The organism is Pseudomonas sp. PS02302, from assembly GCF_029959585.1.
Taxonomy (GTDB): Bacteria; Pseudomonadota; Gammaproteobacteria; order Pseudomonadales; family Pseudomonadaceae; genus Chryseomonas; species Chryseomonas aestiva.
On the sequence record NZ_JASCON010000004.1, the window covers coordinates 94456 to 117470 of the forward strand.

The window sequence follows — 23015 nt, forward strand, 5'->3', positions numbered from 1 at the left end:
GGGCAGCGCTGAGCTGCCCGGACGGTCGACCGTTCAAGGCCGCGGCGGATAGCTGACCAGCAGTTCGTTGATCAGGCGGCTGAAGGCGGCGCTGCGTTGGCTGGGCGTGGCGTTCTGGTCGTCCAGCAGACGCTCTTCGCTGGCGCGCCAGACCAGCTTGCCGTCACGGCCATCGAGCATGTCGAGCTGGACCGTCATCACCGGGTAGGTAACCGTCTGGGTGCGCACATAGCTCGGTCCCCAGGGACCGGGACCCCAGGCGGAGCCCCAGGGACCGCCCCAGCCCGGACCCCAGTAGGGATCGGCATAGCTGTAGCTCTGCTGGCGCTGGTCGAGGATCACATAGAGCTTGATCTTCAGATCCGGGCGCGTGCCTGCCACCGCGGGACGCATTCCGCGCTGGTCGAGGCCGCTGCTGACCGAATCGCGCAGGCGCTGCTCGGTGAGATCGCTGCGTACCCGCGGATCGTTGGGGCGGTACTCGATGGCCGGGTCCGCCCAGCCCCAGCTGCGATAGGCGGCGAAGTCACGGCTGGCGTCATAGTCCAGATTGCGCGGGCCACGTTCGGCGCAGGCCGCCAGCAAGAGGACCGCAAGCAGCAGGAGACAACGTTTCATAAGCGATCCTCCGAGGTGAGCGCGCTAGTCTGCTTGGACTGGCTTAAGGGCCACTTATCTCTTCAGCTCGGCGGATAGTTGGCCAGCAGGCGGCGGGTGGTCTCGCGCAGGGTGCGCGCGCGTTCGCCGCTGGTGCCGCCGCTGGCCTGCTCGGCGGCCGAGTGCCAGAGCACGCGGCCGGTGGCGGGATCGAGCAATTCCACCTCCAGCACGTCGACCAGAAAGGTCCGGGTGCGGGTCCGCGCCTGGCCGACCGTGGCGCCATAGCCGGGGCCGTAGCCATAGGGCCCGTAGCCGCCGTAGCCGTAGCTGGTGTCGTAGTAGTCCGTATATTGCTCGCTACGCTGTTGCTGGGTGAGGCGGGCACGCACCTGCAGATCGGCGCGGGCACCCCCGATGGCCGGTCGCAGGCCACGCTGGTCGAGGCCATCGGCCACCGCCTGCTGCACGGTCTGGCCATCCAGGCCGCCGCTGACCACCGCGGCGCCCGGAGCCCAGCTCCAGGTGCGATAGCGGCTCCAGTCACGCGGTGCCGGCGGATAAGCCGCCGGATCCTGTTGCGGCAGCACCGGGAGCGACGCCTCTGGCAGGCTGCTGGCGACATAGGGATTGGGCGTCTGGCAACCGGCCAGGGCGAGCAGCGCGAGCGACAGGCAGAGTAGGGGGCGACGCATGACCGGTTCCTCGGAGGAATGCTGGCCAGAGCATACCGCGCCCTACGTCATCCTGCCTTAGCTTGGCAGAGCCAATGCAGATAGCGTCCCAGGCCCGCGAAAGCCGGGTGCCGTCGGTGGGCCAGTTCCATGGCCACCAGCTCCTCGCCGTCGGCACGGGTCTGGAATTCCGGCGGCATGTAGTCGTGAAAGACCCGGACGCCACTGCGCGCCCGAACCTGCCAGTCCGCCGCCAGCCAGGCCTCGACCTCACGCGGATCGAGGGGCCGTTGCGGCGTCAGGCCGCGTTGGCCCGCGCCGGCGTAGTCACCCTGCCGGAGTTTACGAAAATGGCCCTTGAGCAGGTTGCGATAGATCAGGGCGTCGCGATTGTAGAAGGCCAGCGACAGCCAGCCGTCCGGGGCCAGGCAGCGCTGCAGGGTCGGCAGGATCGCCGGGGGCGTTTCCAGCCATTCCAGCACCGCGTGGCAGAGCACCAGGTCAAAGGGCTCGGCGAAGGCGGGCAACTCCTGCCAGGGCAGCGCCAGCCAGGCGGCGTCGAGTCCGGCGGCGGCGAAGGCCTCCTGGGCGCCGGCCAGCATGGGCGCCGAAGGCTCGGCCAGGGTCACGGCATGGCCCTGCTGCGCCAGCCAGAGACTCATGTGGCCGAGCCCGGCGCCGATGTCCAGCACCCGCAGCGGGCGTTGCGGCAGCACCTCGGCAAGATCCGCCTGCAGCACCGCCAGGCGGATGGCGCCCTTGGTGCCGCCATAGATGTTGGCGGCGAAACGGGTGGCGCGGTCGTCGAAGAAGGTATCGCTCACGGCAGGAAGCGCCTCTCGTTGTCGGCCAGCTTGGCCAGCACCGCCTGCTCCACGTCCAGCTCCAGCTCGCTGCCCAGTTGCAGCAGATAGAGCAGCACGTCGGCGATTTCCTGGCCGGCGTGCTCGCGCTCGGCGGTGCTCAAGGCGCGGGCCTCGGTATCGCTCTTCCACTGGAAGATCTCCACCAGCTCGGCCATCTCGACGCTGGCGGCCATCGCCAGGTTCTTGGGATTGTGATAGCGGCGCCAGGCGTTGGCATCGCGGATCGCGTGCAGGCGGATGAGCAGGGCAGGGAGGTCCATGGGCGTCCGAGGGTCGACAAAACGCCATTCTCCCATGGCGAGACGGCTGTCGTCCGCCGGCCTGCGCGACAGCCTGGCGCCGCTGTTCTACCCTGAGCTCATCACCGACACCCTGGCTGCTGGAGCCCTGATGAAATCTTGCCTGTCCGGACTGGGCTTGGCCCTGCTGTTGACCACTGGCGTCGCCCATGCCGAAAAGCTGCTCCTGGAAGGCACCCTGGGCCCGGCCCGGGTGGTGGTGGAGGTCGATTCCACCGCCAACGACGAAGCCTATGGCCGCTACTTCTACGACCGCTATCGCCGCGACCTGCGCCTGAGCGGTCCGGCGCAAGCGGGCGACCGGCTCAGGCTGGAGGAGGGTGCGCCCTGGCAGGACGGTCCCAAGGCCAGCTGGTCACTGACGCGCGGCAAGGATGGTTCCTGGACCGGCACCTGGAGCGGTGCCGGCAAGACCCTGCCGCTCGCCCTGGCGCCGCTGCAACCGGGGCAGTCCGCGGCAGCGGATGGCTATCGGCAGAAACTGCGCCAGGACGATCCCTACGAATATCGCCGCCTGCAGGGACTCAGACTGGAACAGGGTGAGCGCCAGACCTTCATGGGCCGTGGCCTGCGCTGGTGGCGCGAGCCGGTCTCGGGCATGCGGCTGTTTACCGTGGAGGGCGCCAGCGAGGCGGCCAATGCCGTGCTGCGCGAACGCCTCTGGGCGGAGGTCGATGCCCACCTGAGCTGCATCGGCGCTGACGGCGAGCACAGCCTGGAGGTGACCCCGCAGCTGCTCAGCGAGCGGGTGCTCAGCGTCAATCTGTTCAGCCAGTACAGCTGCAGCGGCGCGGCTCACCCGGATTTCGGCAGCGCGCCCCTGACCCTGGATCTGCAGACCGGCGAGGAGCTGGCGCTGGAGGATTTCCTCTGGCTGGGCCACGGCCAGCCGATCCGTCCGCAGCCGGAGGATCGCTATTCCCAGGCCTTGGCGGACTATCGGCAACAGACCCTGGCGCCCTGGGTGATCCGGCTGTTCACCCGTCTGTATCCGCAACTGATGCAGGCGCCCGCCGACGGCGATGGCTGCGACTATCGCAGCGCCGACGTCTGGCAATTCGCGCCCTGGTACCTGACGCCCAGGGGCCTCTACCTCGGCCCGACCTTTTTCCGCGCCGCCCGCAACTGCGACGAACCCGGCGGCACCCTGGTGCCCTACGCCGAAGTCCGCAAGCATCCGGGGCCGCTGGTGGGATTGCTGCCGCGCTAGGGCACCTGCGGGTGCCAGGTAATGTTGGGCTTCGACGATGGAACCGCCTCAACCCAACCTACGAGGTACCGTTTTTGTAGGTTGGCGCTGAGCGCAGCGAAGCCCAACATCGCCACCTGGCTCGGCAGTCTGACGGCCGGATGGCAGCGCTATGGCCGAGTAGGCAATTCAGCTGATCCTGGGGATGAGGCTGATCAACGGCGTCCCCTACTTTCGCAAGATCTTTTGCAGCCGGCCGTGCTGCCATAGGGCGATCCTATCGCGCAGGAAAAAGGTCTGGATGCCACGACCCAGCAGCAGAAGACCCCAGATGGCGGCGACCCATAAGGACCAGTGGCTCTCGGGCGAGGTCGCGCGATTGAGCACATAGAGAAAGACGCAGATGACCAGGCCCCGCAGTACCTGCCAATAGAAGCCGATCTCGGCGGCTACCTGTTCACGGGCATTCGCGATCCGCTCGTCTGCGGCGGATCCCGCTTCCTGAGTGGTTTGCTCCGTCAGATCGCTCACCCTGATTTCCAGGACGGCGGCCAGGGCGCTCAGCGTCTCCAGACTGGCCTGCTCGCCATTTTCGAGACGTTGCACCGTGCGGGTGCTGATACCCGCGAGCTCTGCCAGATGCTCTTGCGACCAGGCTCGGGCCAGGCGGTGTTCCTTGATCCTGTTGGGCAGTTGCATGTCGGTTTCTCCAGCGGTGATGGACGAGCAAAAGCGTAGCCGCAGGGTCTTCTTTCCGACACGACGGCAACCCGATAGCAGCCTGACAGCGAGATGACAGGGACGCGACTGCCTCGCTGGCAGGGGACTCGGAAGCCCGTCTCCTCTCAGGGTTTTCCCTGTCCATCCACTCTACACCGGCTACACCCAGTGGAAACCGTCTAAGGGTTTCCGCTGCAGGTTTGGCTCCGCGTGGGTAAGGCTGCGCCGTTACCCACCCTACGGTCAGTCGTCAGCCCGTAGCGTGGAAAACCGCAGGGCGTTTTCCACTGGGCGTTGAGTATCGGCAGCAAACAGGGCTTCGCCGCCTTCCACTCTAATCGTCGACGATCAGCCGCTTGCCCAGGGTGACGACCTCGGCCTCGGCATAGCCAAGGGCCGTATAGAAGCCGAGGATCGCCGCATTGTCCCGGCGCACCATCAGCTGCAGCTTGGGGCAACCGCGTTCGCTCAGCAGTTGTTCGGCCCTCTCCACCAGTCGCCGGGCATGACCGCGGCGCTGGTGCGCGGGGGCCACCGCCAGGTAGTAGAGCCAGCCGCGATGACCGTCGGTGCCGACCATGGCGCTGGCCATGAGGGTACCGTCCGCTTCGCCCACCAGGAACAACTCGGGCTGTTCGGCGAGCTTGCGCTGGATGTCGCGGTAGGGATCGTTCCAGGGGCGAGTCAGTCCGCAGGCCTGCCAGAGATTGACCACGGCCTCGGTGTCGGCGGGGTGGAAGGGGCGGATGTGCATGGACTGCAGCCTTTAGCGGGGTTGGGGTGTGTTGGGCTTCGACGATGGATCTGGCTCAACCCAACCTACAAGGCTTCCGTAGGTTGGGTTGAGTGCCCAGTGAAGCCCGACAGTACGGCGCCAGGCCAAAGATGTTGGGCTGCGACGATGGAGCCGGCTCAACCCAACCTGCAAGGCTTCCGTAGGTTGGGTTGAGTGCCAGTGAAGCCCAACGGCCCCGATGGCCTAGAGAAAGTTCTCCGCATAGTGGCAGGCCACCTGGCGGGCTTCCACGTTGCGCAATGCCGGGACCTCGGTCTTGCACTTCTCCGTCGCATAGGGGCAACGGCGGTGGAAGACGCAACCGGGTGGCGGATCTAGCGGGTTGGGCAGTTCGCCCTGGATGCGGATGCGCGGCTTGCTCGGGTCCGGGTGCAGACTCGGGGTGGCCGACAGCAGCATCTGGGTGTAGGGATGCAGGGGCCGCTGGAACAGCAGGTCGCGACTGGTCTTTTCGACGATGCAGCCGAGGTACATCACCATCACTTCATCGGCGATGTGGCGCACCACCGAGAGGTTGTGGGAGATGAACACATAGGCGGTCCGGTACTGCTGCTGTAGATCCATGAACAGGTTGAGCACCTGCGCCTGGATGGACACGTCCAGCGCCGAGGTCGGCTCGTCCGCCACCAGCACCTTGGGCTGCAGCATCATGGCGCGGGCCACGGCGATGCGCTGGCGCTGGCCACCGGAGAACATGTGCGGATAGCGCTGGTAGTGCTCGGGCCGCAGACCCACCTGCTGCATCATCGCCTGTACCTTCTCGCGCCTTTCGGTGCGGGAGAGGCTGGTGTTGATCTGCAGCGGCTCGGCCAACTGGTCGCCGATCTTGCGCCTTGGATTGAGCGAAGCATAGGGATTCTGGAACACCATCTGCACCTCGCGGCGCAGTTCCTTGCGCCGGGCGGTGTCGGCCGTGGCCACGTCCTGGCCGCCGATGACCAGGCTGCCGGCGGTGGGCTGCTCGATCAGGGTCAGGGCGCGGGCCAGGGTCGACTTGCCACAGCCGGACTCACCCACCACGGCCAGGGTGCGCCCGGCCTGGAGGTCGAAGGAGACGCCGTTGAGCGCCTTGACCGTGGCGTTGTCCTTGAACAGGCCGCGGGAGATTTGATAGTGCTGAGTCAGGCCCTTGGCTTCGAGCACGAGGTGCTCGGGCGCCTGCTCCGGGGGAGTGGAGCGGGCGAGGACGGTGGCTTCAGACGGCGCCATGGCGATCCTCCGGCAACTGGCTGGGACGTTGATGTTCGGGCAGCACCGCGGGCGCCTCGCCCGGGGCGACGTTGCGCGGGAAGAAGCAGCGCACCGCACCACGGTCGTAGGGCTCCAGCGCCGGGCGCTCCTGGCAGCGCGGCTGCACATAGGGGCAGCGCGGGCTCAGCAGGCAGCCGGCGGGACGGTCGTAGCGACCGGGAACGATGCCGGGCAGGGTGTGCAGGCGGTCCGTCTGGCTGTGCTCGGGAATGGCCGCCAGCAGGGCTTCGGTGTAGGGGTGCGCGGGGGCGTCGAACAGGGTCGGCACCACGCCTTTCTCCACCGCCTGGCCGGCATACATCACCACCACGCGCTGGGCGGTCTCGGCCACCACGGCGAGGTCGTGGGTGATGAGGATCAGCCCCATGCCCTCGTCGCGCTGCAGATTGACCAGGAGCTCCATGATCTGCGCCTGGATGGTCACGTCCAGCGCGGTGGTGGGTTCGTCGGCGATCAGCAGGCGCGGCTCGGCGGCGATGGCCATGGCGATGGCGACGCGCTGGCTCATGCCCCCGGACAGCTGGTGCGGATAGGCGCCGAGACGACTGGCCGCGGCCGGGATCTCGACCTTTTCCAGCAATTCCAGGGCGCGCTGGCGAGCCGCGCGACCCTTGAGGCCCAGGTGCTGACGGATCACCTCTTCCAGCTGGAAGCCCACGGTGTAGCTGGGGTTGAGCGCCGTCATCGGGTCCTGGAAGACCATCGACAGCTCCTTGCCGATCAGGTGGCGCCGGCGGCGACCCTTGAGGCTGAGCAGGTCCTGGCCGTCGAAGGCCAGGCGGTCGGCGGTGATGCGGCCGGGGTGATCGACCAGGCCCATCACGGCCATCATGGTCACCGACTTGCCGGAGCCGGATTCACCGACGATGGCGACGATTTCGCCCTGATCCACCGTGAGATCGAGGCCTTCCACCACCGGCGGGGCGTCGGTGCCCCCGAAGCGCACCGAGAGGTTCTGGATTTCGAGGAGGCTCATGACTGCACCTTCAGACGCGGATCGAGGGCATCGCGCAGGCCGTCGCCCATCAGGTTGATGGCCAGCACGGTGAAGAGGATGGCGAGACCCGGCAGGGTCACCACCCACCAGGCGCGCTCGATGTAGTCGCGGGCCGAGGCCAGCATGGTGCCCCACTCGGGGGTGGGCGGCTGCACGCCAAGGCCGAGGAAGCCCAGGGCGGCGGCATCGAGGATCGCCGAGGAAAAGCTCAGAGTGGCCTGGACGATCAGCGGCGCCATGCAGTTGGGCAGCACGCTGACGAACATCAGCCGCAGGGTACCGGCGCCGGCCAGCCGCGAGGCGGTGACGTAGTCGCGGTGCAGTTCGCCCATCACCGCGGCGCGGGTCAGGCGGACATAGGAGGGCAGCGAGACGATGGCGATGGCCACCACGGTGTTGATCAGGCCTGGGCCGAGAATGGCGACGATGGCCACGGCCAGCAGCAGCGAGGGCAGCGCCAGCATGATGTCCATCAGGCGCATGATCACCGGACCGGCGCGGTTGGGCGAGAAGCCGGCGACCAGCCCGAGCAGGATGCCGGGGATCAGCGAGAAGACCACCGAGGCCAGGCCGATCAGCAGCGACAGCCGGGCGCCGTGGATCAGCCGGCTGAGCAGGTCACGCCCCAGCTCGTCGGTGCCCAGGGGGAACTGGCTGTTGCCACCGTCCAGCCACAGCGGCGGGGTGAGCATGAAGTCGCGGAACTGCTCGCTGGGCGCATGGGGTGCGACCCAGGGCGCGAAGAGCGCGCAGAACACCACGATGACCATGAAGATCAGCCCGCCGAGGGCGCCCTTGTTGCGGGCGAAGGCGTGCCAGAACTCCTTGAAGGGGGAGGGATAGAGGGCGCTCGGGTCTTGAGCGGCCGGGGTGTTTACCGTTGTCATAGGCTCTGTCCGTATGGGCGCATCAACGCTGGTGGCGGATGCGCGGATTGACCAGGCCGTAGAGGATGTCCACGACGAAATTGACCAGGATGACCAGGGTGGCGATCAGCAGGATGCCGTTCTGCACCACCGGATAGTCCCGGGCGCCGATGGCCTCGATCAGCCACTTGCCGATGCCGGGCCAGGAAAAGATGGTCTCGGTGAGCACCGCGCCGGAGAGCAGGCTGCCGACCTGCAGGCCGAGCACGGTCAGCACCGGGATCAGGGCGTTGCGCAGGGCGTGGATGAAGACCACCCGCCCCGGCGACAGGCCCTTGGCGCGAGCGGTGCGCACATAGTCCTCGCGCAACACCTCGAGCATGGCCGAGCGGGTCATGCGGGCGATCACCGCCAGGGGAATGGTGCCCACCACGATGGCCGGCAGGATCAGGTGCTTGAGGGCATCGACGAAGGCGCCGGGCTCGTCGGAGAGCAGGGTGTCGATGAGCATGAAGCCGGTGCGTGGCGGAATGTCGTAGAGCAGGTCCAGACGGCCGGAAACCGGGGTCCAGCCGAGCTGCACGGAGAACAGCATGATCAGCAACAGGCCCCACCAGAAGATCGGCATGGAATAGCCGGTCAGGGCCACGCCCATCACCCCGTGGTCCACCGTGGTGCCGCGCCTGAGGGCGGCGATGATGCCGGCCAGCACACCGAAGACCGTGGCGAACAGCATGGCCGCCACCGAGAGTTCCAGGGTGGCCGGGAACAGGGTCAGGAATTCGTCCCAGACCCCGACGCGACTGCGCAGGGATTCGCCGAGGTTGCCCTGGGCAAGGTTGCCGATGTAGTCGAAATACTGCTGGTACAGGGGCTTGTCGAGGCCCAGGCGGTGCATGGCTTCGGCGTGCATCTGCGGATCGACGCGGCGTTCGCCCATCATGACCTCCACCGGATCGCCGGGGATGAGGCGGATCAGGGCGAAGGTCAGCAGGGTGACGCCAAAGAACGTCGGTATCAGCAGCCCGAAGCGACGGGCGATGAAGGCGAGCATCGGAGGGGGTATCTCCTCTTGAGGCTGATCAAGACGGCGCGAGTACATGCCCGGCCGCGTTTTTAAGTGAGAGCCTGCTCAAAAGCTAATGAGCTTTTGATCTGACTCTCAGACCTTGTGGGTCCGGATTCATCCCTGCACGGACCGTCCTGGTCCGCGCCGAACGAGGCCTGCGCGAGGCAGGTTCGTTCGGTCCTACGAATAGGTTCGAAGAGCGCTCTGGGCCAGCGCTCCAAACCCGGCAGACTATCACGTTGCCACGGGCGTCGATATCCTCGACACGGCCAGGGCTTCGCCGGTGTTCGCGACGCGATCCCGGCCAGATGCCCGACACTGCGTGGAAGCCGCCGGGGCCTGCCATTACAGCAGGTTGAACGGCAGGGTGGAGACCAGGCGCAACTCCTTGACGTTGCCGTCGACCTGGTTCTGGCTGGCGCGGTGATCGGTCAGCAGCAGGCGGAAGCGACTGTCCTTGAGCGCGCCCTGCTGCACCTTGTAGGTGGTGACCAGGCCGATCTCGTGGTGCTTCTCGCCATCCTGCTGCAGGACCTCGGCATAGTTGGCGTACTTGCCGGCGCCGGCGTCGTAGTGGGTGCCGTCGATGTCCCAGCCCTTGGCGTACCAGACGCCGGTGCTCAGGCCGGGCACGCCGAAGTAGCTCCAGTCGGTCTCGTAGCGGATCTGCAGCGACTTCTCGTTGGGGCCGTTGTAGTCCGAGACCAGGGAGTTGGCCAGGTAGATGGCGGCGGTCTCGTGGGCGTAGTCGAAGTACTCGTTGCCGTCGATCTGCTGGTAGGCCAGGGTCAGGCTGTGGGCCTGGTGGCTGCCGGTGAACGCCAGGCTCCAGGCGGTGTTGTCGATGTCGCCCGCCTTGGCGCTGCCGGCGTCGACGGTGCGATAGGCGTTGGCCACCGCCTTCCAGGCGAAGGTATCGAGAGAACCGCCGGCCTGGGTGATGCTCAGGAAGTACTGATTCCAGACGTCCTCGAAGTTGGCGCCATAGACGCTGACTTCCCAACCCTGGGGCAGCTTGTAATTGCCGCCGAGAAAGCTCAGGCGGTCGGCGGTGACCTCGCGGGTGCCGTACTCGGTGGTCCACTTCTCGTCGCCGGCGCCGGTCCGCGGACTGACACGGGTGAAGCTGCCACCCTGCAGCGAGAGGTTGTCCCATTCATCGCTGGTCAGGGCGAAACCGTCAAAACCGGAGGGGAAGGGCCGGTTGTCGTTGTAGCTGATCACCGGGGTGTCGAGCATGAAACGACCGATCTTGAGCTCGGTGTTGGAGACACGGAAGCGCGCATCGGCGATGCCCAGCTTGGACCACTCGGCATGACCCTCGCCCTCGGCGTTGGCCAGGGTGCGGTTGCCGCCGCCACCGATCTGGCCCTTGCCCCGCTCCAGGTTGGTGGCCTGATAGCCGGCCACGTCGATGCCGAAGCCCACCGGGCCCTGGGTGTAGCCGGAGCTGTACTTGAGCGCCGTGGCCTGGACCCAGGTATTGCGCGAATGGGTGCGCACCCGGGTGCCGTTCTTGCTGTAGCTGAAGATCGGATCGGAGCTGGTCTCGCGGGCGAAGAAGTTGCGTGTGGTCAGGGTCAGGCTGTCGTCGGCGAAAAAGCCCTGGGCGCCTGCCTGGCCCTTCACCGGCTTCTGCACATTGGGCAGGGTCTGGACCTCGTTGGCGTAGCTGGGATCTTCCGGCGCCGGGGACTGGGCGTGGGCGGTCAGGGCCAGGGTGAGCAGGGAGAGGGCGAGGCCTCCACGGTGGACGTTAGTCATTGGCTGTGCTCCAAAGCGGTCGTTTTTTCTGTTATCTGGGCGTTTTCCGGCGCGGCCGAACCCGTCGCGCCGAAATGCGGCGCGAGACGGGAAAGGTCGAGGGGACGGGCCGCCCGGGCCCGGTCGCTTACGGCATCAGGGGCCGATCAGTCGAGGGTCACCGTGGAGAAGTCGTAGACCCCCAGCGGACTCTGCACATAGCCCTGCACCTTGGGTTGCAGGACATCGGTGAACAGCGGGTGCGCCAGCGGAATCCAGGGCATCTGCTGGTGGAAGATCTGCTGGGCCTGCTCGTAGAGCGCGGTACGCTGGGCCGGGTCGTTGATACGCTTGGCCTGCTCGATGGCATCGTTGAAGGCCTTGTCGCACCAGAAGGCGCGGTTCTCGCCGCCCTGCACCGCGGCGCAGCTCAGGTTGTTGGTGAGGAAGTTGTCCGGATCGCCGTTGTCGCCGGTCCAGCTCATCATCATCAGGTCGTGCTCGCCGGCCTTGGTGCGCTTGACGAATTCGCCCCACTCGAACTGGGTGATCTCGGCCTTGATGCCGATCTTGGCCAGGTCGCCCTGAATCAGCTGGGCCACCAGCGCCGGACTGCCGCCCGGGCCGGTACCGGTACTGATGTAGTACTTGAGGGTGAAGCCATCGGCGTAGCCGGCTTCCTTGAGCAGCGCCTTGGCCTTTTCCACGTCATGGGGCCAGGGCTTGATGTCCTTGGCGTAGCCCAGCAGCGAAGAAGGGTAGGGATTGATCGCCGCCTTGGCGCCGCCTTCGCCGAACACCGTCTTCAGGTAGTTCTGCTGATCGAAGGCCATGGCGATGGCCTGGCGTACGCGCACGTCGCTCAGCGCCTTGTGCCTGGTGTTCATCGCCAGGTAGGAGGTGGTCTGGCTTTCCACCTGGGCCAGCTTGACGCTCTTGTCCTGCTTGAGCATCGGCACGTCCTGCGGTTTCACCGTCAGGCCGATCTGGCACTCGTTGTTGCGTACCCGCTGGATGCGCACATTGGGATCCAGGGTCACCGCCAGCACCAGGCCATCCATCTGCGGCTTCTTGCCGAAGTAGTCCGGATTCACCTTGTAGCGGGTGTTGGAATCCTTGGCATAACGCTGGAAGACGAAGGGACCGGTGCCGATGGGCTTCTGGTTGATGTCGTCGGTCTTCTTGCTGGCCAGCAGGCTGTCGGCGTATTCCTTGGACAGGATCGAACCGAAGGCCATCGCCAGATCGGCGAGGAAGGGCGCCTCGGGCTGGTTGAGGGTGAAGCGCACGTGGCTGTCGTCCACCTTGTCGATGGACTTGATCAGGGTGCCCATCTCCATGGCCGCGGCATAGGGATAGCCGCTGGGGGAGAGGTTGTACCAGGGATTGTTCTTGTCGAGCATGCGCTCGAAGCTGAACACCACGTCGTCGGCGTTGAAATCACGCGTCGGCTTGAAGTAGTCGGTGGTGTGGAATTTCACCCCCTGGCGCAGGGCGAAGGTGTACTGCAGGCCATCGGGGGAAACCTCCCAGCTTTCGGCCAGGCCCGGCTCCAGCTCGGCGGTGCCCTGCTTGAACTCCACCAGGCGGTTGTACAGCGGCGTGGCCGAGGCATTGAAGGTATAGCCGGAGGTGTAGCGACCCGGATCGAAGCCTTCCGGATTGGCCTCGGTGCAGACCACCAGGGGCCGGGCCAGGGCGGCATTGGCCGTCAGGCAGAGGAGGGCGGCGAGGGACAGCGAGAATAGCGGTTTGGACACGGAAGGCTCCTCGTGAAGGCCCGCAGAGCGGGCCGGACAGAATCAGCGGTCGAGGCTTACGCCATAGAAACCGGTGACGCCAAAGGGATTGATCTTGAAGCCCTGCACGGCTTTGCGCATGGGCTGGGACACCACCGAGTGGGCCATGGGGCTCACCGGCATCTGCTGGCGAATGAGCTGTTGCGCCTGCTCGTAGAGCCGGGTGCGTTCGGCGCGATCGTTGCTGGTCTTGGCCTTCTGGATGAGAGCGTCGTAGTCCTTGTCGCACCAGCGCGCATAGTTGCTGCCGCCGATGGCGCTGCAGCCGTAGAGCACGCCCAGCCAGTTGTCCGGATCGCCGTTGTCGCCGGTCCAGCCATAGGTCAGCACATCGTGTTCGCCAGCCTTGGCGCGTTTGATGTACTCGCCCCATTCGTAGCTGACGATCTTGGCCTTGATGCCGACCTTGGCCCAATCCTGCTGGATCATCTGCGCCGACTGGCGAGCATTCGGGTTGGAGGCGCGCTGCACCGTCATGGCCCAGAGGGCAATCTCGGTGCCGTCCTTGATCCCCGCCTGCTTGAGCAGCGCGCGGGCCTTGGTCGGATCATAGGGCGCGCCCTTGATATTCTTGTCGTAGGACCACTGGTTCGGCGGGATCACGTTCTGCGCGACCTGGCCGGCGCCCTGGAACACGGTGTCGACGATGGCCTGCTTGTTGATGGCCATGTCCAGAGCACGCCGCACCTCGGGCTTGTCTAGCGGCGGATGCTGGACGTTGTAGGCGAGGAAGCCGACGTTGAAGCCCGGCTGCTGCAGGACCTTGAGGTTGGCATCCTGCTTCATCTCCACCAGATCCGCCGGACGCGCATAGCCGCTGACCTGGCACTCGTTGGCCTTGAGCTTCTGCAGGCGGGTGGCGGCGTCGGGGGTGATGGCGAAGATCAGGTTGTCGAGCTTGACGTCCTCGGGCTTCCAGTAGTCCGGATTGCCCTTGAAGCGGATCACCGCATCCTTCTGGTAGCGGCTGAAGACGAAGGGGCCGGTGCCGATGGGCTGCTGGTTGATCAGTTCGGGCTTACCCTCCTTGAGCAACTGCGCGGCGTACTCCGCCGACTGGATGGAGGCGAAGCTCATGGCCAGGTCGGCGGCGAAGGCGGCATCGACCTTGTTCAGGGTGAAGACCACGGTGTGGTCGTCGACCTTGGCCACCTTGGCGATGTTCTGGTCCAGCCCCATGTCGGTGAAGTAGGGGAATTCCGTGGGATAGGCCTTACGGAACGGCTGCTCCTTGTCGAGCATGCGCTGGAAGGTGAAGACCACGTCGTCGGCAGTGAAGTCGCGGGTGGGCTTGAAGTAGTCGGTGGTATGGAATTTCACGCCCTGGCGCAGGTGGAAGGCATAGGTCTTGCCATCCGCGCTCACGTCCCAGCGGGTTGCCAGGCCGGGTTCCAGGGTGGTGCCGCCACGCTGGAACTGCACCAGGCGGTTGAAGACGGTTTCCGCGGAGGCGTCGAATTCGGTGCCCGAGGTGTATTGCGCCGGATCGAAACCGGCCGGGCTGGCTTCCGAGCAATAGACAAGATTGCTCGCCGCCTGGGCGAGCGGAGCACAGGCGAGCAGGCTCGCCGCCAGCAACGAGTAGGCGTAGGGAAGGCGCATGGGTTTCACTCCATCAGTCAAATGAACGGCCAGGGCCGGGAGTCTGGCTCCCGGCCCTGGCCAAGAGGCTTCACTTGCTGACGCTGACGCCGTAGAACTCGTTCAACCCGAAGGGGCTGATCTTGTAGTCCTGGACTTCCTTGCGCATCGGCATATACACCGTGGAATGCGCGATGGGCGTCATGGGCACCTGCTGCTTGAGCACCTGCTGGGCCTGTTCGTAGAGCTTGGTGCGCTCGCCCTGGTCGGTCACGCGCTTGGCCTTGACCACCAGGTCCTCGAACGGCTGGTAGCACCAGCGGGAGAAGTTGTTGCCGCCAATGGCCTTGCAGCCGAAGAGGGTCGCCAGCCAGTTGTCCGGGTCACCGTTGTCGCCGCTCCAGCCGATCAGCATGATGTCCTGCTCGCCGCTCTTGGAGCGCTTGATGTACTCGCCCCATTCGTAGCTGACGATCTTGGTCTTGACGCCAATCTTGGCCCAGTCCTGCTGCAGCATCTCTGCCATCAGGCGCGCATTGGGGTTATAGGGACGCTGCACCGGCATGGCCCATAGGGTAAGTTCGGTGCCTTCCTTGAAGCCGGCTTCCTTGAGCAGGGCCTTGGCCTTTTCCGGATCGTAGGGCGCGTCCTTGATGGATTTGTCGTAGGACCACTGGGTCGGCGGCATGGCGTTGACCGCCACCTGGCCGGCGCCTTGGTAGACGGCGTTGATGATGGCCTGCTTGTTGACGGCCATGTCCATCGCCTGGCGCACCTTGAGCTTCGCCAGATCGCCATGTTCGACGTTGTAGGAGATGTAGCCCAGGTTGAAGCCCGGCTGCGACGGCAGCTTGAGATTCGGGTCCTTCTTCAGGCCGTCCAGGTCCGCCGGACGCGGATAGACGGTGATCTGGCACTCGCCGGCCTTGAGCTTCTGCATCCGTACCGAGGGATCGGTGTTGATGGAGAAGATCAGGTTGTCCACCTTGGGCCCATCGACCTTGTCCCAGTAGTCCGGGTTGGCCTTGTAGCGGATCACCGCATCCTTCTGGTAGCGGCTGAAGACGAAGGGACCGGTGCCGATCGGCTTCTGGTTGATCTCGGCCGCCTTGCCGGCCTTGAGCAGCTTGTCGGCGTATTCGGCCGACTGGATCGACGGGAAGGGCATCGCCAGATTCTGCAGGAAGGCCGCATCCACTTCGTTGAGGGTCATGCGCACCGTGTAGTCGTCGACCTTTTCCACCTTGGCGATGTTCTGGTCGAGGCCCATGTCGGTGAAGTAGGGGAATTCGGTGGGGTAGGCCTTACGGAACGGATTGTCCTTGTCCAGCATGCGCTGGAAGGTGAAGAGGACGTCATCGGCATCGAAGTCGCGGGTCGGCTTGAAGTAGTCCGTGGTGTGGAATTTCACGCCCTTGCGCAGGTGGAAGGTGTACACCTTGCCGTCTTCGCTGATGTCCCAGCTCTCCGCCAGACCCGGCTTGACCTGGGTACCGCCGCGCTCGAACTGGGTCAGCTTGTTGAAGATGGTTTCCGCCGACGCATCGAAGTCGGTGCCGGTGGTGTATTGCGCCGGATCGAAACCGGCCGGGCTACCTTCGGAGCAGAACACCAGGTTGGTTGCCTGAGCCAGGGGTGCGCCGGCAAGCAGACCGGAAGCGAAGAGGGCAGCGAGTACGTTCTTGTGCATGGAGACCTCATGTCGGGGACGGCGCAACACGATGTGGCGTTGCGAAACAGAATGCCGATGTCTTGTGGACAGATGAGCCCACATGCACAGCTTATGCCCATGTCCATAGCTCAGGCGAGCTATTGACCCTGAGCGACCCAAACAGGAAACAGATGTCGCAAAGATGTAAGACGGGGTGTCGTGGCAGGAAGAGGGTGCGCACCGAAAGTGCGCACCGAAACAGCATTGTTACTTTTTTGCACTAGATCAGGGCATCTGTACTTCGATGGTACCGCCTGCGGTCACCTCGACGGTGGTGGTGCCGGGGGCGACGTCCGGGGTCACGGCATCGCTGGCGGCCTTCATCGCCGACATGCGCAGCATCGGCAGCGGCTGGGGTACGCCACTGGTGCCCAGGTCCAGGTTGACGATGCGATAGCCCGAGCCACCCAGGGCCTCGGTGGCCAGCTGGGCACGCGCCTTGAACGCGGCCACGGCGTCCTTGAACAGGGCGTCTTCCTGCTGCTTGCGGGTACCGTCGGCGATAGTGAATTGCAGGTTGCCCATCTTCAGGTTGCCCAGCAATTCGCCGGTCAGTTTGGACAGGGCGGCAAAATCCGCGCTTTCCAGGCGTATTTCACCGCGCTCGCGCCAGGCGTTGATCGCCCGGCCCTGGTCTTCGTAGACCGGGTAGGTGTTGCGATTGCCCAGGGAGACGTCCACGCCGGCGACCTTGCGCGCCTGTTCCAGGGCGGCGTTAAGGGTTTTGGTGGTGTCGCTGGCCAGGGTCGCCGGATCCTGGCCCTGGCTTTCGGTATAGAGCATGACCTGCATGCGGTCGCGCGGCACTTCACGACTGACCTCGGCCCTCAGGCTGATCTGGTTGTAGCGCGCTTCGTCAGCCTGGGCGCCGGTGGCGAGCAGGGCGCTGAACAGGGCGGCGCCCAGCACGAGCGGGCGTAGGGAAGGGGGCATGGTGTTCTCCTGATTGGCAGTACGACAGCGGTGTGACCGCGGACCTGGCGGATGGTGCGTCGCTTTGCCGCGTCGGCGGCTGCGGGCGGATACCCATCGCTATAATGCCAAGTCTGCTCTGACCGGCAGGTCCCTCGGGGCTGCCGTCTCGATCGTTTCTTGCGCCTGGAACCTCGCATGTTCTCCTTGCCCGTTCAATGGTTGTCTGCCAATCGCCAGAATCTCGGGCGCCTGGTCCTTATCCGCGTGCTGGTGCTGGCCGCCCAGGCCGGCTCGGTGGGTATCGCCCGGCTGTCGGGCATCGTCCAGCTGCCCTGGACGGCCCTGGCCATCACCCTGGGCGTCTCGGCGGTGCTCTGCCTGTTCGCCGCCCTGCGGCTGACCCGCCCCTGGCCGGTCACCGAGCAGGAGTACGCCGCGCACCTGGGTTGCGACCTGGCCATTCACAGCGCGCTGCTGTATTTCGCCGGCGGACCCACCAACCCCTTCGCCTCCTATTACCTGGTGCCCCTGACCATCGCCGCGGCCACGCTGCCCTGGCTCTATACCCTGGTGCTGGCGGCCCTGACCCTGGCGGTCTTCTCGCTGATGCTGCTGTCCTACGAGCCGCTGCACCTGCTGGTGGCCAACGACGGCGCGGTGCTCAGCTACGGCATGTGGCTGAGCTTCGCCCTGTCCGCCGCCGTCATCACCCTGTTCGTCGCGCGCATGGCCACCGCCCTGCGCGAACAGGAGAATCTGCAGGCCCAGCGCCGCGAACAGGCCATGCGCGATCAGCAACTGCTGGCCGTGGCCACCCAGGCCGCCGGTGCCGCCCACGAATTGAGCACGCCGCTGTCCACCATGAGCGTGCTGCTCAAGGAGCTGCAGCAGGAATACGGTAATCAGCCGACCCTGAGCGAAGACCTGGCGCTGTTGCAGGCCCAGGTCGGCCAGTGCAAGCAGACCCTGCAGCAACTGGTGCGCGCCGCCGAAGCCGACCGCCGCCAGACGGTGCAGGAGCAGACCGCCGTGGAGTGGCTGGAAGCGACCATGGATCGCTGGCACCTGATGCGCCCGGAAGCCACCTACAGCTTCGAGGTGGTCAGTCTGGGCACGCCGCCGCGCCTGACGCCGCCGGTAGAACTTACCCAGGCACTGCTGAATCTACTCAACAACGCCGCCGACGCCTGCCCGGAAAACCTGGCCATCCGTCTGCACTGGGATGCTCGCGAACTGTGTCTGTCGATCCGCGATCATGGCGCCGGGGTGCCCCTTGCCATCGCCGAGCAGCTCGGCAAGCCCTTCTTCACCACCAAGGGCAAGGGCTTCGGCCTGGGCCTGTTTCTCAGCCAGGCCAGCGTCACCCGCGCCGGCGGCACGGTGAAGCTCTACAATCACGAAGAAGGCGGCACCCTGACCGAATTGCGCCTGCCGCGGCACTACGCCCTGGCGTGAATGCCTGGAGAATTCTATGACTGACGACCTCAACAGCGGTTTCGACGACCAGCCCCACATCCTGCTGGTCGACGACGATCCCACCTTTACCCGGGTGATGGCCCGTGCCATGGATCGTCGCGGTCTGCGCGTGTCCATCGCCGACAGTGCCGAGGAAGGCCTGCAACTGGCCAGGGAAGACCTGCCGGACTACGCCGTGCTCGACCTGAAGATGGAAGGCGACTCGGGACTGGTGCTGCTGCCCCAGCTGCTGGAGCTGCATCCGGAGATGCGCGTGGTGATCCTCACCGGCTATTCCAGCATCGCCACCGCGGTGGAAGCCATCAAGCGTGGCGCCACCAACTACCTGTGCAAGCCGGCCGATGCCGACGACGTCCTGGCCGGCCTGCTCGCCCAGCACGCCGATCTCGACACCCTGGTGCCCGACAATCCCATGTCGGTGGACCGCCTGCAGTGGGAACACATCCAGCGGGTGCTGTCCGAGCACGAAGGCAACATCTCGGCGACCGCGCGCGCCCTGGGCATGCACCGCCGGACCCTGCAGCGCAAGCTGCAGAAGCGTCCGGTCCGCCGCTGAGGGCTGCCATCGCCCACGACCTTCGTGGGCGACAAACTGTTACATTGTTTCAGTCAGAATTCGTTCAGGCTTTCCGGCATAGGCTGTGCAGGCGTCTCCTTGAGCAGTCCTTGAGAGTCCGAGCATGTCCGAATCCGCCGTACCCGTGCCCTCCGTCTATGGGGCTTCCCGTGGGCATTTCCTGGCCCGCGTCTGGGCCCTGATCACCCCCTACTGGCGCAGCGAAGAGAAAGGCAAGGCCTGGCTCCTGCTGTCCGTGGTCATCGCCCTGTCCCTGGCCGGGGTCGGCCTGTCGGTGGCCCTGAACACCTGGTACCGCTACTTCTACGATGCCCTGCAGAATCGCGATCTGGCCGCCTTCATCCGGCTGATGCTGTATTTCTGCGGGCTGGCCGCCACCGCCATCCTGCTGGCGGTGTACCGCCTCTATCTGACCCAGGCGCTGACCATCAACTGGCGGCGCTGGCTGACCGAAAAGCACTTCGGCCTCTGGCTGTCCGATCGCAACTACTACCAGCTGGAACGCGAAGGCGGCGCCGACAACCCCGACCAGCGCCTCACCGAAGACATCCGCGACTTCGCCGACACCACCCTGAGCCTGGGGCTGGGCTTCATCCGTACGGTGGTCAGCCTGGTGTCCTTCAGCGTCATCCTGTTCGGCATCTCCGGCGACATCACCCTGTTCGGCATCACCATCCCGGCCTATATGTTCTGGGCGGCGCTGATCTACGCCACCATCGGCACCTGGCTGACCCATCTGATCGGCCGGCGGCTGATCGGTCTCTACAACCAGCAGCAACGCTACGAGGCCGACCTGCGCTTCGGCCTGATCCGTGTGCGCGAGAAGGCCGAGAGCGTGGCGCTGTTTCGCGGCGAAGCCAACGAACATCGGCGCCTGCTGGATCGCTTCGGCTACGTCTGGGGCAATTATCATCTGGTGATGAACTACACCAAGCGGCTGACCTTCTTCACCGCCGGCTACAGCCAGATCGCCATCATCGCCGGCTTCGTGCTGGCGGCGCCGCGCTATTTCTCCGGCAAGATCCAGCTGGGCGACCTGATGCAGATCAACTCGGCTTTCGGCAACGTCCAGGAGAGTCTCAGCTGGTTCGTCGACGCCTATGTCAGCCTGGCCGGCTGGCGCGCCGTCTCCGACCGTCTGCTGACCTTTCGCGAGACCATGGCCGAATTCAGCCAGGAGACCGACATCCTGGTGCCCCATGCCAGCGACAACGACCTGATCCTGGAAGGGCTCTCCCTGGGTGCCGCCGGCCGCTTGCTGCTGCATCCCACCGATCTGCGCATCGCCCGTGGCGAACACCTGCTGATCGAAGGTGCCTCGGGCAGTGGCAAGAGCACCCTGTTGCGCGCCCTCGCCGGACTCTGGCGACAAGGGCAGGGCGGTATCGCCGTACCGCCGGGTCGCCAGCTGTTCCTGCCGCAGCAACCCTATCTGCCCATTGGCACCCTGCGCGAAGCCCTGGCCTATCCGCAGCCGGTGGCGGCCTACAGTGACGAGCGGCTGACCGAAGTCCTGCGGCACTGTCGCCTGGATCACCTGGTGGAGCACCTCGACGAAAGCCGTCATTGGGAACGTACTCTGTCGCCGGGCGAGCAGCAGCGCGTCGCCCTGGCCCGGGCGCTGCTCTATGCTCCTGACTGGCTGTTTCTCGACGAAGCCAGCTCGGCGCTGAGCGAAGCGGACGAGCGCGCGCTCTATGAGCGCCTGCTGGCGGAGAACCCCGGCCTGACCCTGGTCAGCGTCGGCCATCGTCCGAGTCTGCGCGCCTACCACCGTCGCCACCTGCTGCTGGAGGGTCAAGAGCTGCGTCCTAGAGCGGTCGGCGAGGCATCCTAATATGGACTAAGCGGTCTAAACCGGGCGTTTGGGAGGAGGGGGGTGCTATGATTCCAGAGTCCCTTCAATCGGTACGAGAATCCATGTCAGCACCCACCGTATCCCGCCCCCGAAAAAGACCCCGTAGCCTGGCAGAAGAGGTCGTCGGGGTGCTGATTCAGCAGATCGGCGACGGCCAATTCCAGCCCGGCGACAAGCTTCCCACCGAGTCGGCCATCATGCAGGCCCAGGGCGTGAGCCGCACCGTGGTGCGCGAGGCCATTTCCCGACTGCAGGCCGGTGGCTATGTGGAGACTCGCCACGGCATCGGCACCTTCGTGCTGGAGCGGCGCCCCGAGTCGCCGCTGCCGATCGACCCGGCCACCATCACCACCCTCAAGGACGTGCTGGCGATGCTCGAGTTGCGCATCAGCCTGGAAGTCGAGGCCGCCGGCCTGGCCGCCCAGCGCCGCTCGGCCGAGCAACTGCAGGCCATGTGGGCGTTGCTGGAAGCCATGCGTACCGGCGTCGAGCAGCCCGACCGTGCTGTGAGCGCCGACCTGGAGCTGCATCTGCTGATCGCCAGCTCGACCGGCAATCGCTATTTCAGCGACATCATGAGCTACCTGGGCACGGTGCTGATTCCCCGGACCCGCCTCAATTCCGCCTATCTCGCCCACGATGACCAGCAGCTCTACCAGCGCCGTCTGGATGCCGAGCACGAAGCCATCCTCCAGGCCATCGAAGACGGCAACCTGGAAGCCGCTCGCGCCGCCATGCGTCTGCACCTGAGCAACAGCCGCGAGCGCCTGAGACGGGCACACGAAGAAATGGAGCGCCAGGCGGGAGAGGTCTGAAACGGGGTTCCAGCGCGCTGAAGAGCATTTTTCTGGTTGGGGCTTGCCCCTTCCATAAAAGAGGTTGTACGATGACTTACAACAGGTAGCGGACCTGCCGCACCTCAGTCCAACCTATGCCGAGGCACTCAAGATGACTCCACAAGAACTCAAACACGTCCTCTCTTCCGGTCTGCTGTCCTTCCCGCTGACCGACTTCGATGCCAACGGCGACTTCCGCCCCGACACCTATGCCAAGCGCCTGGAGTGGCTGGCCCCCTACGGCGCGACCGCGCTGTTCGCCGCCGGCGGCACCGGTGAATTCTTCTCGCTGGAAGCCAGCGAATACAGCGGCGTCATCAAGACCGCGGTAGACACCTGCCAGGGCAGCGTGCCGATCCTCGCCGGTGTCGGTGGCTCCACCCGCCAGGCCATCGCCTATGCCCAGGAAGCCGAGCGTCTGGGCGCTAAGGGCCTGCTGCTGCTGCCGCACTACCTGACCGAAGCCAGCCAGGACGGCGTGGCCGCCCATGTCGAAGCCGTCTGCAAGTCGGTCAAGATCGGCGTGGTGGTCTACAACCGCAACGTCTGCCGCCTGCAGCCCCATCACCTGGAGCAACTGGCCGAGCGCTGCCCGAATCTGATCGGCTACAAGGACGGTCTGGGTGACATCGAACTGATGGTCGCCATTCGCCGTCGCCTGGGCGATCGCTTCAGCTACCTGGGCGGCCTGCCCACCGCCGAAGTCTATGCCGCCGCCTACAAGGCGCTGGGCGTGCCGGTCTATTCCTCGGCCGTGTTCAACTTCGTGCCCAAGACCGCCGTGCAATTCTACGAAGCCATCGCCCGTGACGATCACGAGGCGGTCGGCAAGCTGATCGACGACTTCTTCCTGCCGTATCTGGAAATCCGGAACCGTTGCGCCGGCTATGCCGTCAGCATCGTCAAGGCAGGCGCCAAGATCGCCGGCTACGATGCCGGTCCGGTGCGGACCCCGCTGACCGATCTCAAGCGGGACGAATACGAGCAGCTGGCCGCGCTGATGGACAAGCTCGGTCCGCAGTAACGTCTGCTACCCGGGAGGTGCTCCGGCACCTCTCCTCCCGTTGCACAACCCGCGGCCAGTCGCTTGGTCGCGGGCTTTTTTTTGCCCGCTCGCCAGGCTTGGCATGCCTTCGGCAACACGCGGTGGGAGCAGCTGGCTTAAGCCAACGCTAAGGACCGGGTGCGAGGCTGA

At 65.5% G+C, this 23015-nt stretch carries 21 protein-coding genes; 6 read left to right on the forward strand and 15 right to left on the reverse strand.

Going from position 1 to position 23015, the window contains the following annotated elements; translation table 11 throughout:
- Positions 1–33: 33 nt before the first annotated feature.
- The 4 genes from QMX82_RS02730 to QMX82_RS02745 form a co-directional block, all read right to left on the reverse strand.
- The gene (locus QMX82_RS02730) at positions 34–618 is read right to left on the reverse strand and encodes a DUF4136 domain-containing protein (RefSeq protein ID WP_208694393.1); all 585 of its coding nucleotides are present in this window, start codon (positions 616–618) and stop codon (positions 34–36) included.
- A gap of 62 nt (positions 619–680) precedes the next feature.
- Complete coding sequence (locus QMX82_RS02735) at positions 681–1292, reverse strand: DUF4136 domain-containing protein (protein WP_280310525.1); 612 nt, start codon at positions 1290–1292, stop codon at positions 681–683.
- Between the two features lie 47 nt (positions 1293–1339).
- Positions 1340–2095 (reverse strand): methyltransferase domain-containing protein, encoded by a 756-nt coding sequence (locus QMX82_RS02740; RefSeq protein ID WP_280310527.1) that lies wholly within the window; start codon positions 2093–2095, stop codon positions 1340–1342.
- Entirely contained in the window at positions 2092–2397 is a 306-nt protein-coding gene (locus tag QMX82_RS02745; protein WP_280310529.1) for a nucleotide pyrophosphohydrolase, read from the reverse strand. The genes QMX82_RS02740 and QMX82_RS02745 overlap by 4 nt, the downstream gene beginning before the upstream one ends.
- 34 nt (positions 2398–2431) lie before the next feature.
- On the opposite strand from QMX82_RS02745, the gene QMX82_RS02750 reads away from it, so the two are divergent.
- Entirely contained in the window at positions 2432–3646 is a 1215-nt protein-coding gene (locus QMX82_RS02750) for a hypothetical protein (RefSeq protein ID WP_282281145.1), read from the forward strand.
- A 207-nt stretch (positions 3647–3853) separates the two neighbouring features.
- On the opposite strand, the gene QMX82_RS02755 is transcribed toward QMX82_RS02750, so the two are convergent.
- From QMX82_RS02755 to QMX82_RS02805, 11 genes are all read right to left on the reverse strand, one after another.
- Positions 3854–4324 (reverse strand): helix-turn-helix domain-containing protein, encoded by a 471-nt coding sequence (locus tag QMX82_RS02755; RefSeq protein WP_208694398.1) that lies wholly within the window; start codon positions 4322–4324, stop codon positions 3854–3856.
- A gap of 355 nt (positions 4325–4679) precedes the next feature.
- The gene (locus tag QMX82_RS02760) at positions 4680–5099 is read right to left on the reverse strand and encodes a GNAT family acetyltransferase (RefSeq protein WP_208694399.1); all 420 of its coding nucleotides are present in this window, start codon (positions 5097–5099) and stop codon (positions 4680–4682) included.
- 225 nt (positions 5100–5324) lie between these two features.
- A complete protein-coding gene (locus QMX82_RS02765) occupies positions 5325–6350 on the reverse strand; it encodes a peptide ABC transporter ATP-binding protein (protein ID WP_208694400.1) in 1026 nt (341 codons plus the stop codon).
- Positions 6337–7368, reverse strand: coding sequence for an ABC transporter ATP-binding protein (locus QMX82_RS02770; protein WP_280310537.1), 1032 nt, complete (start codon positions 7366–7368; stop codon positions 6337–6339). The genes QMX82_RS02765 and QMX82_RS02770 overlap by 14 nt, the downstream gene beginning before the upstream one ends.
- The gene (locus tag QMX82_RS02775; RefSeq protein ID WP_027602553.1) at positions 7365–8276 is read right to left on the reverse strand and encodes an ABC transporter permease subunit; all 912 of its coding nucleotides are present in this window, start codon (positions 8274–8276) and stop codon (positions 7365–7367) included. Before QMX82_RS02775 ends, QMX82_RS02770 begins: the two co-directional genes overlap by 4 nt.
- A 22-nt stretch (positions 8277–8298) precedes the next feature.
- The gene (locus QMX82_RS02780) at positions 8299–9309 is read right to left on the reverse strand and encodes an ABC transporter permease subunit (RefSeq protein WP_208694402.1); all 1011 of its coding nucleotides are present in this window, start codon (positions 9307–9309) and stop codon (positions 8299–8301) included.
- A 360-nt stretch (positions 9310–9669) separates the two neighbouring features.
- On the reverse strand, positions 9670–11088 hold the full coding sequence (locus tag QMX82_RS02785) for an OprD family outer membrane porin (RefSeq protein ID WP_208694403.1): 1419 nt from the start codon (positions 11086–11088) through the stop codon (positions 9670–9672).
- A gap of 146 nt (positions 11089–11234) precedes the next feature.
- The gene (locus QMX82_RS02790) at positions 11235–12827 is read right to left on the reverse strand and encodes an ABC transporter substrate-binding protein (RefSeq protein WP_282281152.1); all 1593 of its coding nucleotides are present in this window, start codon (positions 12825–12827) and stop codon (positions 11235–11237) included.
- 42 nt (positions 12828–12869) lie between these two features.
- On the reverse strand, positions 12870–14468 hold the full coding sequence (locus QMX82_RS02795; RefSeq protein WP_208694405.1) for an ABC transporter substrate-binding protein: 1599 nt from the start codon (positions 14466–14468) through the stop codon (positions 12870–12872).
- A 70-nt stretch (positions 14469–14538) separates the two neighbouring features.
- A complete protein-coding gene (locus QMX82_RS02800; RefSeq protein WP_282281153.1) occupies positions 14539–16137 on the reverse strand; it encodes an ABC transporter substrate-binding protein in 1599 nt (532 codons plus the stop codon).
- Positions 16138–16383: 246 nt separating this feature from the next.
- A complete protein-coding gene (locus QMX82_RS02805; RefSeq protein WP_282281154.1) occupies positions 16384–17091 on the reverse strand; it encodes an SIMPL domain-containing protein in 708 nt (235 codons plus the stop codon).
- A gap of 177 nt (positions 17092–17268) precedes the next feature.
- On the opposite strand from QMX82_RS02805, the gene QMX82_RS02810 reads away from it, so the two are divergent.
- The 5 genes from QMX82_RS02810 (at position 17269) to kdgD (ending at position 22844) form a co-directional block, all read left to right on the forward strand.
- Positions 17269–18528 carry an ATP-binding protein gene (locus tag QMX82_RS02810; protein WP_208694407.1) on the forward strand — a complete coding sequence of 420 codons (1260 nt, stop codon included), beginning with the start codon at positions 17269–17271 and terminating at the stop codon, positions 18526–18528.
- A 16-nt stretch (positions 18529–18544) separates the two neighbouring features.
- Positions 18545–19105 (forward strand): response regulator transcription factor, encoded by a 561-nt coding sequence (locus QMX82_RS02815; protein ID WP_208694408.1) that lies wholly within the window; start codon positions 18545–18547, stop codon positions 19103–19105.
- 124 nt (positions 19106–19229) lie between these two features.
- The gene (locus tag QMX82_RS02820; RefSeq protein WP_282281155.1) at positions 19230–20963 is read left to right on the forward strand and encodes an ABC transporter ATP-binding protein/permease; all 1734 of its coding nucleotides are present in this window, start codon (positions 19230–19232) and stop codon (positions 20961–20963) included.
- 83 nt (positions 20964–21046) lie between these two features.
- Complete coding sequence (locus QMX82_RS02825) at positions 21047–21799, forward strand: FadR/GntR family transcriptional regulator (protein ID WP_208694410.1); 753 nt, start codon at positions 21047–21049, stop codon at positions 21797–21799.
- Positions 21800–21932: 133 nt separating this feature from the next.
- On the forward strand, positions 21933–22844 hold the full coding sequence (gene kdgD, locus QMX82_RS02830) for a 5-dehydro-4-deoxyglucarate dehydratase (RefSeq protein WP_133859859.1): 912 nt from the start codon (positions 21933–21935) through the stop codon (positions 22842–22844).
- Positions 22845–23015: the final 171 nt, after the last annotated feature.